The organism is Bacillus sp. 22-7 (genome assembly GCF_010628845.1).
Taxonomy (GTDB): Bacteria; Bacillota; Bacilli; order Bacillales; family Cytobacillaceae; genus Cytobacillus; species Cytobacillus firmus_B.
The window spans coordinates 1-14,552 of record NZ_NJQY01000027.1 but is presented as its reverse complement, the minus strand read 5'-3'; the positions used below and the strand labels follow the sequence as shown (position 1 = coordinate 14,552).

At 41.6% G+C, this 14,552-nt stretch carries 13 protein-coding genes, 10 tRNA genes, 1 rRNA gene and 1 pseudogene; 1 reads left to right on the top strand and 24 read right to left on the bottom strand.

What is annotated here, in order from left to right; all coding sequences use genetic code 11:
• Window positions 1-181: 181 nt before the first annotated feature.
• From CE058_RS18515 to sigW, 12 genes and pseudogenes are all read right to left on the bottom strand, one after another.
• The gene (locus CE058_RS18515; protein WP_163144674.1) at window positions 182-949 is read right to left on the bottom strand and encodes an iron ABC transporter ATP-binding protein; all 768 of its coding nucleotides are present in this window, start codon (window positions 947-949) and stop codon (window positions 182-184) included.
• A complete protein-coding gene (locus CE058_RS18510) occupies window positions 946-1,899 on the bottom strand; it encodes an iron chelate uptake ABC transporter family permease subunit (RefSeq protein ID WP_163144672.1) in 954 nt (317 codons plus the stop codon). The genes CE058_RS18515 and CE058_RS18510 overlap by 4 nt, the downstream gene beginning before the upstream one ends.
• Window positions 1,889-2,842 carry an ABC transporter permease gene (locus tag CE058_RS18505; protein WP_163144670.1) on the bottom strand — a complete coding sequence of 318 codons (954 nt, stop codon included), beginning with the start codon at window positions 2,840-2,842 and terminating at the stop codon, window positions 1,889-1,891. Before CE058_RS18505 ends, CE058_RS18510 begins: the two co-directional genes overlap by 11 nt.
• Before the next feature lie 275 nt (window positions 2,843-3,117).
• Window positions 3,118-3,507 (bottom strand): ribbon-helix-helix protein, CopG family, encoded by a 390-nt coding sequence (locus CE058_RS18500; protein ID WP_048008708.1) that lies wholly within the window; start codon window positions 3,505-3,507, stop codon window positions 3,118-3,120.
• A 145-nt stretch (window positions 3,508-3,652) separates the two neighbouring features.
• Window positions 3,653-4,083 (bottom strand): annotated as a pseudogene (locus CE058_RS18495) (DUF4275 family protein).
• Window positions 4,084-4,304: 221 nt separating this feature from the next.
• Window positions 4,305-6,107 (bottom strand): glutamine--fructose-6-phosphate transaminase (isomerizing), encoded by a 1,803-nt coding sequence (gene glmS, locus CE058_RS18490; protein WP_048008707.1) that lies wholly within the window; start codon window positions 6,105-6,107, stop codon window positions 4,305-4,307.
• A gap of 96 nt (window positions 6,108-6,203) precedes the next feature.
• Window positions 6,204-6,329: a hypothetical protein gene (locus CE058_RS25145; RefSeq protein WP_258752018.1), complete on the bottom strand. Its 126-nt coding sequence runs from the start codon at window positions 6,327-6,329 to the stop codon at window positions 6,204-6,206.
• A 258-nt stretch (window positions 6,330-6,587) separates the two neighbouring features.
• On the bottom strand, window positions 6,588-7,937 hold the full coding sequence (gene glmM / locus CE058_RS18485) for a phosphoglucosamine mutase (protein WP_163144668.1): 1,350 nt from the start codon (window positions 7,935-7,937) through the stop codon (window positions 6,588-6,590).
• Window positions 7,938-7,971: 34 nt separating this feature from the next.
• Window positions 7,972-9,288: a CdaR family protein gene (locus CE058_RS18480; protein ID WP_048008705.1), complete on the bottom strand. Its 1,317-nt coding sequence runs from the start codon at window positions 9,286-9,288 to the stop codon at window positions 7,972-7,974.
• Window positions 9,281-10,108 carry a diadenylate cyclase CdaA gene (gene cdaA / locus CE058_RS18475; RefSeq protein WP_048008704.1) on the bottom strand — a complete coding sequence of 276 codons (828 nt, stop codon included), beginning with the start codon at window positions 10,106-10,108 and terminating at the stop codon, window positions 9,281-9,283. Before cdaA ends, CE058_RS18480 begins: the two co-directional genes overlap by 8 nt.
• A 186-nt stretch (window positions 10,109-10,294) precedes the next feature.
• Entirely contained in the window at window positions 10,295-10,930 is a 636-nt protein-coding gene (locus CE058_RS18470) for an anti-sigma factor family protein (RefSeq protein ID WP_048008703.1), read from the bottom strand.
• A gap of 17 nt (window positions 10,931-10,947) precedes the next feature.
• Window positions 10,948-11,511: an RNA polymerase sigma factor SigW gene (gene sigW / locus CE058_RS18465; RefSeq protein WP_048008702.1), complete on the bottom strand. Its 564-nt coding sequence runs from the start codon at window positions 11,509-11,511 to the stop codon at window positions 10,948-10,950.
• 175 nt (window positions 11,512-11,686) lie between these two features.
• Here sigW and CE058_RS18460 point away from each other — a divergent pair, with 175 nt between their 5' ends.
• Window positions 11,687-11,845 (top strand): aspartyl-phosphate phosphatase Spo0E family protein, encoded by a 159-nt coding sequence (locus tag CE058_RS18460; protein WP_163144666.1) that lies wholly within the window; start codon window positions 11,687-11,689, stop codon window positions 11,843-11,845.
• Between the two features lie 41 nt (window positions 11,846-11,886).
• Here the strand turns inward: CE058_RS18460 and rocF are convergent, their stop codons facing one another.
• The 12 genes from rocF to rrf form a co-directional block, all read right to left on the bottom strand.
• Window positions 11,887-12,792, bottom strand: a complete 906-nt coding sequence (rocF, locus tag CE058_RS18455; RefSeq protein WP_048008701.1) for an arginase — start codon at window positions 12,790-12,792, stop codon at window positions 11,887-11,889.
• 193 nt (window positions 12,793-12,985) lie between these two features.
• Window positions 12,986-13,061 (bottom strand) — tRNA-Ala (locus CE058_RS18450).
• Window positions 13,062-13,064: 3 nt separating this feature from the next.
• Window positions 13,065-13,139, bottom strand: a tRNA-Gly gene (locus tag CE058_RS18445).
• Window positions 13,140-13,206: 67 nt separating this feature from the next.
• Window positions 13,207-13,279, bottom strand: a tRNA-Lys gene (locus CE058_RS18440).
• A 306-nt stretch (window positions 13,280-13,585) separates the two neighbouring features.
• A tRNA-Gln gene (locus CE058_RS18435) sits at window positions 13,586-13,660 on the bottom strand.
• Between the two features lie 64 nt (window positions 13,661-13,724).
• Window positions 13,725-13,808, bottom strand: a tRNA-Tyr gene (locus CE058_RS18430).
• Between the two features lie 16 nt (window positions 13,809-13,824).
• A tRNA-Thr gene (locus CE058_RS18425) sits at window positions 13,825-13,900 on the bottom strand.
• A gap of 5 nt (window positions 13,901-13,905) precedes the next feature.
• A tRNA-Val gene (locus CE058_RS18420) sits at window positions 13,906-13,981 on the bottom strand.
• 4 nt (window positions 13,982-13,985) lie between these two features.
• Window positions 13,986-14,060: transfer RNA gene (locus CE058_RS18415), tRNA-Glu, on the bottom strand.
• Between the two features lie 27 nt (window positions 14,061-14,087).
• Window positions 14,088-14,160, bottom strand: a tRNA-Thr gene (locus tag CE058_RS18410).
• A 36-nt stretch (window positions 14,161-14,196) separates the two neighbouring features.
• A tRNA-Asn gene (locus tag CE058_RS18405) sits at window positions 14,197-14,271 on the bottom strand.
• A gap of 19 nt (window positions 14,272-14,290) precedes the next feature.
• Window positions 14,291-14,407 (bottom strand): 5S ribosomal RNA (gene rrf / locus CE058_RS18400).
• Window positions 14,408-14,552 lie beyond the last annotated feature (145 nt).

The window sequence follows — 14,552 nt, the reverse complement described above, 5'->3', positions numbered from 1 at the left end:
TTTTATTTATTGATATTGATTATCATTATCAACTATGATGATAATTATTATTGAACATTCTTTATTAGTCAATAACTTTCCGTGAATTTTATTAAATTATTTTCCAGTAATTCAAAAACCTGACACAAAAGATAAGCTTATCCCTGGAGAAATATAATAGATTTCTCCAGGAATATGCTGTTTATGTGTGCGAATTAAAGTAGACACAAATCCTGCAGCCATCCTGTTCTTGAATAGGAATATCCATATCATAAATTTCACGAAGCACATCAGAATTAATGATTTCCCGGGTCGGCCCATTTTTCATCAGCCGGCCATTTTTTAACGCTACGATACGATCAGAATAAACAGATGCAAAATTTATGTCATGCAAAACAATGACAACTGTCTTTCCAAGTTCATCAACCAGCTTGCGCAAAATTTTCATAATCTGAACAGAATGCTTCATATCCAGATTATTTAAAGGCTCATCCAGCAGGATATAATCCGTATCCTGAGCAATGACCATGGCAATAAATGCCCTCTGCTTCTGACCGCCTGATAATTCATCTAAATACTTAGTTTCCATATCAGCTAGATTCATATATTCAATGGCTTGATCAACAAACTTTTCGTCTGCAGCGGACAAACGTCCTTTTGAATAGGGGTAGCGTCCAAAAGACACCAGCTCACGCACCGTTAATCTCACATTAAGGTAGTTGGCCTGTTTCAAAATGGATACTCTTTTTGCAAAATCCGAAGACTTCCACTTTTTCACATTATTTTGATCGAGCAATACCTCACCTGTATCTGCTTCTAATAAACGGCTTACCATCGAAAGAAGTGTTGATTTACCAGCGCCATTCGGCCCAATAAAAGAGGTGATGGTCCCTGGCTCGATTGTGACTGTAACATCCTCTACAACAGGCTTTTTACCAAATTGTTTTGTTAATCCTTTGATTTCAATCATCCTGCTGCCCTGCTTTCCTTAAGTAATAGATAAATAAAGTAAATTCCGCCAACAAAATTAATAATGACACTTAATGTGGTGCGCAGTTCAAATATATGCTCCACAAGGAAATTACCGCCGACCAATGCAATGATACTGATCAAGCTTGCCCCTACAATATGGATGGAGTGTTTATATGTCACCAGATATTGATAGGAGAGATTGGCCACAATCAGTCCAAAAAAGGTAATAGGACCAACCAGCGCAGTTGATGTAGCGATTAAAACTGACGATAAGATTAAAATTCTCATCACCATACCGTCATAGTTAATGCCAAGATTCATCGCATTTTCACGGCCAAGCGACATCACGTCCAGTTTCCCCATAATAAGGTAGCCATAAAGAAATGCCAGAGCAAGGATGCCAATTGAAATAAATAATAACTCCGCTTTTACATTTGTAAAGGTCGCAAACAGCCGGCTTTGAAGACTTAAATATTCGACTGGATCTATCAATACCTGCAGGAATGTGACAAAGCTCCCCAGGAGTGTTCCTATAATCATCCCTATTAAGAGAAGAAAATAAATGGGATGCTTATCAGCCCTGAACAAAACCCGGTATAAAATCAGGGCAAAGATGACCATGGCTAAAATGGCTGCGCCAAAGTTCAAGTATTTATTTAACACCCACACTGACATCGACCCTGCAAAAAAGTAGATTAATGTCTGTACCACTTGATACATGGAATCAAGGCCCATAACAGATGGTGTTAAAATGCGGTTATGTGTAATGGTCTGGAACACAACTGTGGAATAAGCAATGGCGATTCCTGTAATGATCATCGCTGTGACCCGGAGCATACGCTTTGGAAAAGCATAATCAAAGCCGCCTTTAATATCATAAAAGCCATATAACAAAATAAACACAATGGCCATAGCTGCTAAAATCATCAATTTTGTACTATTTCGCATATGCTCTCCCCCTTAGCAGCATCGTTAAGAAGATAGCACTGCCTATCACTGCCACGGTTACATTAACCGGAATTTCATAAGGATGAATGATGATGCGCCCCAAAATGTCACATATTAATAGGAAGACAATTCCCAGCACCGCTGTATGCGGAATTGTTTTGCGCAGGTTGTCACCTAAATATAAGGAGACAATATTGGGAACGATTAGTCCTAAAAATGGAATAACTCCGACAGTAAGAACCACCGTTGTTGAGATAACCGCAACAAGGACCAGGCCAATATTCAGTACCAGCTTATAGCTTAAGCCAAGATTTCTTGCAAAATCCTCACCCATTCCGGCAACCGTAAATTTATTCGCATAAAGATACGCCAGAATAATAGCGGGAATACTAACATATAAAAGCTCATAACGGCCGGCAATAATCAAAGTAAAACTTCCCATAAGCCAGGAAGATAGATTTTGCAGCAGATCAGCTTCATATCCAAGAAACGTTGTAATGGAAGATAGTATATTTCCATACATAATTCCGATTAACGGAACGAAAATAACATCTTTAAATTTTATACGATCTAAAATCTGCATGAAGAGAAATGTACCTGCCAAAGCAAAGGCAAAGCTAAAAATAACCTGCTGTGTATAAGTGACATTCGTAAAAAACAGCATGGAAATTAAAATACCCAGTTTTGCTGCATCCAAAGTTCCGGCTGTTGTTGGTGATACAAACTTATTGCGGCTTAAAGACTGCATGATTAAACCGGCAATACTCATTCCTGCCCCCGCTAAAATAATCGCCAATAGACGTGGAATGCGGCTGATAAGGAAGATATGTGTTTCATCTGATTCCCAATTAAGCAGATCCTTAGGCGTTATATCTATTGCACCGATAAACAGCGAGATAAAAGACAGAACAATGGCTGCACTTCCTAACATCCATAATCTCATTAATAACCCTCATTACTTGTTTAATATCTATAAAACTACTTTAAAAGAATGATAATCATTATCATTAAATAGCAAAAAAAAGAACCTTTATATGTATAAAACACTATTGAAAATGATTATCAATCTCTAATGCATTTAATGTATCACAAAAAATACTAAAAGAAAAGAGGCAGATAGCAAATTTCGGAAATTGTCTCAAATTATTCTCATTTCAGTAAAGCATCTTAAACGAAAAAGAGATCCAAACTCAAAAGTTGAATCTCCTATCTTTGCCTCTATAGTGTTTTAATTAGACACCGAATAGCTTCAGATACGTCGATCTGATTCTCCTGGCAGTGATTCGTCAGCTGTCTATACGTTTCCTCATCTAGCCTGACGTGAACGGTATGTACGTATTTTTCAGAATCCAGTTTCTTTGGTCGTCCTCTTGTCACTTTTCTTTTGCCGCTGCCATCTTTCCAAACGTTTATGATGACATACCCGTGTTTTTCCAGCCAAAGATCACAATCATACTCTTTCCACATGGTTTTGGCTCTTTGCAGAAATTCAAGCTTGAACTTTACCAGTTCATCTCCTTGAAGTCCCTTCATGACCGCTTTTTCCATCGCTTTATGTTCATTAAATTGGAGAAATTGGTCGTAAGATTTGAATGTTAGTTCTTTCATTATTCCGCTCCCATAATCAATTATCCATCTATAAAAATCATACCCTTTAAAAAAACGGTTGTAAATCCTGATTGAATTCGTAACTCGTTGAGAATAGGTTCTCTTGCCTCCACCTTCTCTTCTTAAAATGGAAGAATATTTAAGATCACTTCCGGCTAAAATATGGACCGCACCAGCCTGTTTCATGGGTTACTATATAAGTCCAATTAAACTCTTTATCTACTATGTAAATATCCTCTTCATTTACAAAGTCCATGGCTGTTAAAGAGGAAGCATTGTCAGGATAAGAGCATCATCAGAATGCTGATAAAAAACGTAACAAGACTCCTTCATTTCTTTATTAAACGCTATATCAGCATGTTCCTCCTTTAAGCACTTCCTTCTCTCATAACTAAATAAGTGCCATAAGTAGCCACAAAAGCCATCTTCATCGTCATAAAAATAAATGGACTTCTTTTCTTTATCACTGAGATGGTTAGCAAAACATTCTTCCCATTGCTTTCTCAGATATGCTCCCCATTTAGGTATTTCTTTTACTTTCACTTTTTTACTTGTTATCGATTCTGCCAAGTCTATTATATAATCCAATCTAACACCCACTTGTTATTATGATAACTTCATTTTATTTAACTAAACTCGCGGATTCCACTGGCGTTTATTAATTGGTTGTTCCCTAATTTGCTTCTTTATTCTCCTGTCTTTTGTCAGAATCCTGCTTCCCCGCTTTTGGACAAAAAAAACGAGGAAAACTGGAGGCAATCCTCCAATTTTCACTCGTTTCAGGGGGGAATATTTTCTTACTCCACAGTAACTGACTTAGCCAGATTACGCGGCTTATCTACGTCACACTCGCGGTGCAGCGCAGCATAGTAAGAGATTAATTGTAATGGTATTACAGAGATAAGAGGTGTTAATAGCTCGTTCACTTCCGGAATGATAAAGCTGTCTTCTTCTGTTTCCAGCCCTTTCATGGAAATGATGCAAGGGTTTGCTCCGCGGGCAACAACCTCTTTGACGTTGCCGCGAATGCCTAAGTTAACACTTTCTTGAGTTGCCAGGGCAATGATTGGCGTACCGTTCTCGATTAAAGCAATGGTTCCGTGCTTTAATTCTCCGCCTGCAAAGCCTTCAGCTTGAATATATGAGATTTCTTTCAATTTAAGTGCACCTTCAAGGCCGACATAGAAGTCGATTCCACGGCCAATGAAAAACGCATTGCGAGTAGTGGAAAGGAATTTGCGTGCAATGTCTTCGAACTCTTCCTTCGCATCACAAAGAACTTCCATGGCATTCGCAACGATGCCGAGCTCCTGTACAAGGTTGAAGTCCAGCTCCAATCCCCGGCTCTTCCCAGTGACTTCTGCAAGAATGGATAATACAGCAATCTGGGCTGTATATGCCTTTGTAGAAGCAACAGCAATTTCAGGGCCTGCATGAAGCAATAATGTGTAATCCGCTTCACGGGATAGAGTTGAACCTGGAACGTTTGTAATCGTTAACGCTTTATGGCCCATTTCCTTAATATTCACAAGCACAGCACGGCTGTCTGCTGTTTCACCGCTCTGAGAGATAAAGATAAATAACGGCTTCTCTGAAAGCAATGGCATATTGTAGCCAAACTCACTTGAAATGTGAACTTCAACTGGAATTTTTGCGATTTTTTCAATAAACTGCTTTCCAACAAGTCCTGCATGATAAGAAGTACCTGCAGCAATGATATAAATGCGGTCAGCATCGTTCATCGCGTCAACGATTTCCTGATCGATCGTCAGCTCGTCTTGATCATTTTGATACTTCTGGATGATTTTGCGCATCACTAAAGGCTGCTCATCGATTTCCTTCAGCATGTAGTGAGGGTATGTTCCCTTTTCAATGTCGCTTGCATCCAATTCAGCTGTATATGGATCGCGGCTGATTGCCTCACCATTCAGAGTCTGAATCTGAACAGCATCTTTTGTTACAATAACAATTTCTTTGTCCATCAGTTCAACATACTGATCAGTAACCTGCAGCATCGCCATTGCGTCAGAAGCGACTACATTGAAAGTTTCACCTAGTCCAACTAGAAGCGGGCTCTTGTTTTTTGCAACAAAAATCGTTTCATTGTTTTCAGCATCCAAAAGAGCAATTGCATAAGAGCCTTTTAAAAGTGTCAGCGTTTTACGGAACGCTTCTTCAGTGCTTAATCCCTCGCTCACGAATAGGTCAATCAGCTGAACGATGATTTCTGTATCTGTATCACTTTGAAGAGCTACTCCCTGCAAGTATTCGCGCTTTAAAATGTCATAGTTCTCAATAACGCCATTATGAACAAGCGTAAAACGGCTGGAATTGCTTTGATGAGGGTGGGCATTGACTGTGCTTGGAACACCGTGAGTCGCCCAGCGGGTGTGTCCAATTCCTGTGTTTGCCATCACATCTTCATCAACAATATTGCGAAGGTCCGCAATACGGCCTTTTTCCTTAAAAACCTGAACGCCATTATCGTTCATAACTGCGATTCCAGCAGAATCATATCCTCTATATTCAAGCTTTTCCAAGCCTTTTAATAAAATTTCTTTTGAATCTAAGCTTCCGATATATCCAACGATTCCACACATACTTCTTTTCCTCCTAATAATGAAGGGGCAAGAAGCCTTTTCGGGGCAGTCCTGCCCCTTATCTCTGTTTTTTTTATATACGCCGCTCTGGGGGCATTACAGCCTCTTAGAAGAGCGTTTCTTAATTTTAGCATTCCCTTCTCTTTGTCCATTCAGTTGCCTGAATGTTTTAAAGAAGAAATCATCGGTTGTGCTTTCAACCGGGAGGCATCCGCCGAACATTCGATAAACCTCCTCCTCGTCAACTAATCCTTACGTCCAGGATTAGTTCAGGCGCTTTAAATTACTATTCTCTCTCACTATCCACCTTTCTCTTCTTGAATAAAGATGTCCTGTATTCTTAAATACAAAAACAGGATTATCATACATCAAAGTCAGACTTCCGTCAACAGATATCCATATAGAAAAATGGAAGCTGCCATATATAAAAATATGCATAAGGGAGCTTAGGAGTTCCCTTATGCATATGAATTGTGCTTTTTACTCTTTTAATCCCATTTCACTCTCAACAACAGCAGCAATGCGCTCTACATATGAAGCACATAGTTCACCTGTTGGCGCTTCTGCCATGACGCGGACCAGCGGCTCTGTTCCGGAAGGACGGACAAGAATGCGGCCGTTTCCGTTCATTTCTTCTTCAACCTGTGCAATGACTTCTTTCACTTTTTCATTGTCTGTCACATGGTGCTTGTCTGTTACACGGATATTCACAAGCTTCTGCGGGAATTTCTTCATTTCGTTTGCAAGCTCAGATAATGGCTTTTTAGTTACCTTCATAATGTTCACAAGCTGAAGCCCAGTTAAAAGTCCATCTCCCGTTGTGATGTAGTCCAGGAAAATAATATGACCTGACTGTTCTCCGCCAAGGTTGTAGCCATTCTTCTTCATTTCTTCCACAACATAGCGGTCGCCTACAGCTGTCTGCACACTTTCGACTCCGTTGGCTTCCAGCCCTTTATAGAAGCCAAGATTGCTCATGACAGTAGAAACGACTGTGTTCTGCTTAAGTCTCCCCTGTTCTTTCATGTATTTTCCGCAAATATACATGATTTGGTCGCCATCCACAATATCGCCATTTTCATCAATGGCAATCAAACGGTCTCCGTCTCCATCAAATGCCAGACCAACATCTGCTTCTCTTTCCTTTACGAAGGCAGATAGTGCCTCAGGATGAGTTGATCCAACTCCTGCATTGATATTTAAACCATTAGGAGATGCTCCCATCATGGATAGATCTGCATCAAGGTCGGCGAATAAGTGCGTTGCAAGCGGCGAAGTAGCTCCATGCGCACAATCAAGTGCAATGTGAATGCCGGAGAAATCTTCATCAACTGTCTGCTTTAAGTATTGAAGATATTTCTGTCCGCCTTCAAAGTAATCATTTACCTGCCCCAGGCTTCCTCCGACCGGTCTTGGAAGCTGATCTTCTGCCATATCCATTAATCCCTCAATCTCCGCTTCCTGATCATCGGACAGCTTGAACCCATCCGGGCCAAAGAACTTGATTCCGTTATCTTCAACCGGATTATGAGAAGCAGAAATCATGACTCCAGCCTCTGCCCCCAATGCTTTTGTTAAATACGCAACACCAGGCGTTGAAATGACTCCAAGGCGCATAACTTCTGCACCAATTGATAAAAGCCCTGCTACAAGTGCGCCTTCCAGCATATGGCCTGAAATACGGGTATCCCGGCCGATTAATACTTTCGGACGATCATGGTCTTTCGTTAATACATAACCTCCAAAACGGCCCAGCTTAAAGGCCAGCTCCGGTGTCAATTCACTATTTGCAACTCCGCGTACTCCATCTGTACCGAAATATTTACCCATTTTATAATCGCTCCTTCTAACTTTAAAAACTGTATTAAGCTTCTTCTTTTTGTGTAATCGTTATCGTCGCTTTACCTGCAGCAGGCTTTATATCCACACCTGAAGGGCCGTCTACATTGATTGGCACCTCATGGTCACCTTCTCCAAGGTCTGCCAGGCTCAAATACAGATTAAAATCGTCCGCTTTGAGATCCTGAACTGTGCTGCTATTCCCGGTAACCGTAATACTTGTCCTTCCGGAAGCAGGATTTTTAAGGACCGCTTCATATTCTTCGGATAAGCCGTCTAAGTTAATGGCAAGGCTTGAAAAGGTCTTGGTTACCTCTTGATCCTGTGCCTGTGTTTCTTCGGCAGGCTCCTCTGTACTTTCCTCTTCTTCTTTGCCTGCACTCTCTTCAATGCTGACATCAACTGACGCCTTCACTGTTTTAGGATCTACTGCTGAAATGCCATCCGGGATAATAACCGGCAGGGTAAGCACAGTATCTTTCTCAATCTTGCTGACATCTACCTCCACCCTGACGCTTTCAGTCTCATTCAATATATCTTCCCGGCCCGTTATAGAAGCCTCATTAACATCAAGTTTAATCGAATTAATGGTTACCCCATCTTGCGGTTCCCCGTTCCGGACAATCGTAACAGGCACCGTCTTGCTTAACTGCTTAACGGGAACTGTTACCCGAATTACCTGAGGCTCCACAATGACATCGAGCTTATTCATCTCACGATCCAATACCCTGACTGTTGCATCATCAGCGATTGTCTCGGTTATAGGACCCTTGACATCAAGAGTTGCTTTAACAAAACTGATCCGCTCGATTACTTCTTTGGCTCCCGTGATTTTAACCGTCTTTGGTTCTGCAGATGCAGCTTCAGCCGTATAGCCCTCACCAAGAAGGCTATTATTAAATTCTGCATCCACTTTAAATTCCTGGGTGACTTTTTCATGGACGGTCACATCTGCATATTGAGGATTAATGGTGACATCCAGTTTATCTGAGATATCACGAATCTTAATTTCTACTCTTTGCGAGCCAATTTCTGCATTCGTCAAATCTATATATACTTCAAAGTTCTGCTGTTTTTTCGCTGACTCAAGGTGGCTTTTTGGGCCCTCCAGACTCAAGTCAACTGTGTCCGGCGTACCGGTTACGACCAGGTTTTCCGTATCATAATAGCTTTTCACCGGGACATCTTCAATAATGGCTGAATCCTGCTGGCCAGGAACATTTATTTCCTTTAATTCCTTATCTGCATCATACACAGAGTCAAAAAGAAAAAGGGCAAGAATCAAGGCAACAATTTTCATAAACCAGCGGGTGTCTACCATTTTATCAATTAACTTATCCATTCTTTTTCCCCCTCCAGTTCCAAAGACCTGAAGAAGTCTGCTTTATTTTCTGCTGAGCAAGTAATTCACTTGAAAGCATATCTTTAAAAGCCTCAGCTTTTAAGTCACGGTGCAGCTCCCCGTTTTTGGTTAAGGAAACACTTCCTGTTTCCTCTGAAACGATAATGGTTATGCTGTCAGTTACTTCACTAATGCCTAAAGCTGCCCTATGTCTGGTGCCGAGTTCTTTTGAGATGAAAGGACTTTCTGACAGAGGCAGATAACAGGCAGCTGCCGCCACACAATTTTTTTGAATAATAACGGCTCCATCATGCAGCGGTGTATTTGGTATAAATATATTAATCAGGAGCTCAGATGAAATTTTGGAATCCAGCCCAATACCGGTTTCAATATAATCGTTCAAACCTGTTTCCCGCTCAACTGAAATAAGCGCGCCAATGCGCCGTTTAGCCATATAATCTACGGCCTTCGCAATAGATTCGACCAGTTTCTCCTGATTTTCTTCCTCCTGATTAGCCGTCCTTGAGAAGAATCTTCCTCTTCCCAATTGCTCCAGTGCTCTTCGCAGCTCCGGCTGGAAAATGATTATGATGGCCAGAAATCCCCATAAAAGCACTTGCTCCATCATCCACCCTAATGTTTGCAGATGGAACTTGTCGCTTGCTACTTTAACCAGGATAATGACAAAAATCCCTTTCAGCAATTGGACAGCCTTTGTTCCTTTAACAATCATTATGAGTTTATAGATGACGTACCAGACAAGGAGAATGTCTATTGTATTAGCCAACAATTTAAAAATTGAGAAATCCGCAAACGACATTATCCTTCCTCCAAATATATATTTCAAAAGCAAAAATGCCTAAAGTTCCTATATGTAACTTTCATATTATATCATATTCATCGCTAATTCCAATTTTGAAACAGCATATGCCATCTGGAAAATTCAGCATTGTCATTTGCATACTAAGAATCCCTGCTTTATAGCAGGGATTCTCTATACTATTGACTACTTTTCTTTATCTGTTTCTCCTGTTCCAAAGACATTTACAGCATCCTTAGCAGCCGTTTTGATGTGATACCACAGCCATTCGAATATGGCATCAACCTCTTCGATTTCTCCAGTGACCTTGCCTGCGGAAGCCATATACTGCTGGCCATTGATGACCGTAACATTCCCCTCGACCTCGCCCTTAATTTCCAAGTCGCCGTTCTTAACCACTACATCGCCTTTTACCACTTCACCTTCAGGTACAATCACCTTATCGTTTTGCACCACAAGGTTCGGCTGCTTAGAAACGGATAATTGGTGATCCTGACCCCACGAAGTTGCGACGCTTCCCACCATCAGAACAAGAAAGAGTGACGCCGCAGTTAAAAGCGGATGATGCCTGAACCAGCGCTGAACCCCTACCTTCCGCTTTTCTTTTGGCAATTTCGCCATAACATTTGCCGTGAAATTTTCAGGTGCCTGTATATGTGAAGTGCTTTGGACTAAAGCGATCGTTTTCTTTAGTTCATGGAAATGAGTTTGACACTCCCCGCAGTTTTGCAGATGTGCCCTTAATTCCTTCTCATGTTCGGCTGAGATCTCTTCATCTAGGTACTCGTGCATATAAACAACCATTTCTGCTGGACATTTCAAAGTTCTCACCCTCTTTATTAAACATATCTTAATTGATTTCTAAGAGCTTCCCGGCCCCGGTGAATCCGGGTCTTTACGGTTCCCAATGGAAGATCGAGCGTTTCACTGATCTCGTTCAGCGATAATTCTTCAATATATTTTAAAACAATAACCGAACGATATTTCTCAGGAAGCTTCGATATTTCTCTTTGGATTGTTTCCTGCAGTTCCAGGCTTTCTACATCTTCCTCCGGCAGTCTCGCATCTGAAGCGATTTGAGAATACATGTTCAGTCCATCCGTTCCGGCGACCTCTGCATCCAGATAATAATCAGGCTTCTTTTTTCTGATTCTGTCTATACAAAGGTTAGTGGCAATCCGATAGAGCCATGTGGAAAACTTCAAGTCAATATTAAAGCTGGCAATATTTACATAAGCTCTTAAGAAGGCCTCTTGAGCGATATCCTCCGCCTCATGCCTGTTTCCCAGCATTCTGTAGCAAATCTGAAAAACTTTATCTTTGTATATTTCAACAACTTCAGCATAAGCATCCTGGTCGCCTTTTAATACTTGCTTTATCCTCTTCTTTACGATTGTCTCCATTTTTTTACCTCCGCTCCAGTGCGGCTAATCGATAATACGAATCGATAGCGGAAAAGGTTTCGTTTTAATTAAAAAAACATTCAATTTCTATATTAACAAATTTTTACTTATTCTGGTTTAATTTTTTTCTTTTAGGGTATAAAAGTACTAAATTTATCGAAAAGGGTTGGTTACGGTGTGTGTTAAGGAATTATTGAGAGATATTGAGGATTGCCGGACAAGAATGATTCAATTAGCAGCTTCCGGATCTTTTACAGATCACATGGTAGTTGATACCAGCATAAAACTCGATGACCTTCTAAATAAATATTATACACTCACAGCAAAAAAATGAGCAGAACTTGTCTATGTTCTGCTCATTTTTATTTTCCTTTATTATAGAAGCTTTTCGCCAAATAGTGAACCCATAAGTGCGACTGCGACAGTAGCTGTTTTGTTCTTGTCATCCAAAATGGGATTAACCTCTACAAATTCAGCTGATGTAATGATTTGTGCTTCTGCAAGCATCTCCATGGCCAAGTGGCTTTCACGGTAGCTGATGCCGCCAATTACCGGAGTTCCGACACCCGGTGCATCATGCGGATCCAGCCCATCCAAATCAAGAGACAGATGAACACCATCTGTATTTCTTTCTTTTAAATATGTAATAGATTCTTCCATAACCTTTGTCATTCCAAGACGGTCAATTTCATGCATGGTATACACTTTAATGCCTTTTTCCTTAATAAGCTCCCGTTCTCCTTCATCCAAAGACCTTGCCCCAATAATGACAATATTCTCCGGCTTGACCTTTGGACCATATCCCCCTACATTGGTTAAAAGCGGATGGCCCATACCCAGGCTTACAGCGAGCGGCATGCCATGTATGTTTCCTGAAGGTGATGTCTCAGCTGTATTTAAATCCCCATGGGCATCATACCAGATTACCCCAAGATTCGAATAGTGCTTCGATACCCCTGCCAAGGTTCCAATCGCGATGCTATGGTCACCGCCGAGCACTAATGGAAAAGAACCGCCTTTTATTGCGTGATCAACTTTTTCTGCAAGCATTTCCGTTTTTTCAGCAATAAGGTGCAAGTTTCGAAGATTTGAATTTGGATCGATTTGGACCTCCGGGCGGCCGATAGCAATATCGCCCTGATCATGGATTTCTTCAAATAAACATTTTAAACGTTCATTCACTCCGGCATACCGAATCGCACTTGGCCCCATATCTACACCGCGTCTCATCTGGCCAAGATCCATCGGCATCCCAATTATCGATAATTTCTGTCTATTCATAATACAAGTCCTCCCTTTCCCTTCATATCTATATTTTAACCGCTTTCAAACACATGACTCAACTCGACAAAATCGTGTATATATATGCGGGTTTAGGGGAAGAAAGTCCTAATTTTTCAGATGCTGATCTGATATTTATGAAACAAAAAATCCTTAAACCAGTGCGGTTTAAGGATTGACGTATTATGTATATTGGTGGAACCTAGCGGGATCGAACCGCTGACCTCCTGCGTGCAAAGCAGGCGCTCTCCCAGCTGAGCTAAGGCCCCATTTGGAGCGGAAGACGGGATTCGAACCCGCGACCCCCACCTTGGCAAGGTGATGTTCTACCACTGAACTACTTCCGCAGCATATTTATATTTACAAATAAGACCTTCAGGACTCGATTCCCAAGGTCTGCGTTTTTCTATAAAGTGAGCCATGAAGGACTCGAACCTTCGACCCTCTGATTAAAAGTCAGATGCTCTACCGACTGAGCTAATGGCTCGTAATGAGTTATGTTTCCTAAAGTTTGAATCTGCTGAGTCAGATGTTCCAAAACACTGCGTGTTTTGTCACAGATTGCTATTCGGGTGAAGTGACTCACTGATGCTGCAATCTGCTCTACCGACTGAGCTAATGGCTCGTAATATGATTCTGTTGCCTAAACTTCGATAGCAGATGTGCTTCAAAGCCCTTTGGTCTTTGTCGCAGATTTTAAAAGTTTGCCATTCAGGTATGTAATGCTTCGATGCTGCAATCTTTTAAAATCCTCTACCGACTGAGCTAATGGCTCATACTATAAAAGCAAAAATGGCTGGGCTAGCAGGATTCGAACCTGCGAGTGACGGAGTCAAAGTCCGGTGCCTTACCGCTTGGCTATAGCCCAATAATTACAAAATAAAAAGGACATTCATAGCTTGTCCAGTTTTTGTGTTTTTATTAAGTATAAGTGGTGGAGGGGGGCAGATTCGAACTGCCGAACCCGAAGGAGCGGATTTACAGTCCGCCGCGTTTAGCCACTTCGCTACCCCTCCATCTACGGAAAACAGATGGTGCCGGCGAGAGGACTTGAACCCCCAACCTACTGATTACAAGTCAGTTGCTCTACCAATTGAGCTACACCGGCAAATATGGTGGAGGATGACGGGATCGAACCGCCGACCCTCTGCTTGTAAGGCAGATGCTCTCCCAGCTGAGCTAATCCTCCATTATGGTGACCCCTACGGGATTCGAACCCGTGTTACCGCCGTGAAAGGGCGGTGTCTTAACCGCTTGACCAAGGGGCCTAGTATTCTAGTTGTCTACATTAAGAGAGCTTCCAACCGGGCTCGAACCGGTGACCTCTTCCTTACCATGGAAGTGCTCTACCTGCTGAGCTATGGAAGCAGCAGATCATAATTCCCATAAGGGGCTTTATGAAAATGGCTCCGCAGGCAGGATTCGAACCTGCGACCGTTCGGTTAACAGCCGAATGCTCTACCACTGAGCTACTGCGGAAAGGTGGTATTATAAAACAGCCTGGCAACGTCCTACTCTCACAGGGGGACAGCCCCCAACTACCATCGGCGCTGAGAAGCTTAACTTCCGTGTTCGGTATGGGAACGGGTGTGACCTTCTCGCTATCGCCACCAGACTATTTTCAAAAGACAAGTATGATTATACTTTCTTTTGAAGTTTTTTTCAAGAGGAAATTTCATTTTCGTTCCCTCAAAACTAGATAATGTATGAAGAAGAATTTGCCGAGTAATAACCATATTTGACTTGGTTAAGTCCTCGAT

Coding starts and splice junctions, on each gene's coding strand:
- glmM (WP_163144668.1), bottom strand. CDS start 7,937: ATGGGTAAATATTTCGGTACAGATGGAGTACGCGGAGTTGCAAATAGT.
- CE058_RS18480 (WP_048008705.1), bottom strand. CDS start 9,288: ATGGATAAGTTAATTGATAAAATGGTAGACACCCGCTGGTTTATGAAA.
- CE058_RS25145 (WP_258752018.1), bottom strand. CDS start 6,329: ATGTTCGGCGGATGCCTCCCGGTTGAAAGCACAACCGATGATTTCTTC.
- CE058_RS18505 (WP_163144670.1), bottom strand. CDS start 2,842: ATGAGATTATGGATGTTAGGAAGTGCAGCCATTGTTCTGTCTTTTATC.
- cdaA (WP_048008704.1), bottom strand. CDS start 10,108: ATGTCGTTTGCGGATTTCTCAATTTTTAAATTGTTGGCTAATACAATA.
- glmS (WP_048008707.1), bottom strand. CDS start 6,107: ATGTGTGGAATCGTTGGATATATCGGAAGCTTAGATTCAAAAGAAATT.
- CE058_RS18500 (WP_048008708.1), bottom strand. CDS start 3,507: ATGAAAGAACTAACATTCAAATCTTACGACCAATTTCTCCAATTTAAT.
- sigW (WP_048008702.1), bottom strand. CDS start 11,511: ATGGAGACAATCGTAAAGAAGAGGATAAAGCAAGTATTAAAAGGCGAC.
- CE058_RS18510 (WP_163144672.1), bottom strand. CDS start 1,899: ATGCGAAATAGTACAAAATTGATGATTTTAGCAGCTATGGCCATTGTG.
- rocF (WP_048008701.1), bottom strand. CDS start 12,792: ATGAATAGACAGAAATTATCGATAATTGGGATGCCGATGGATCTTGGC.
- CE058_RS18515 (WP_163144674.1), bottom strand. CDS start 949: ATGATTGAAATCAAAGGATTAACAAAACAATTTGGTAAAAAGCCTGTT.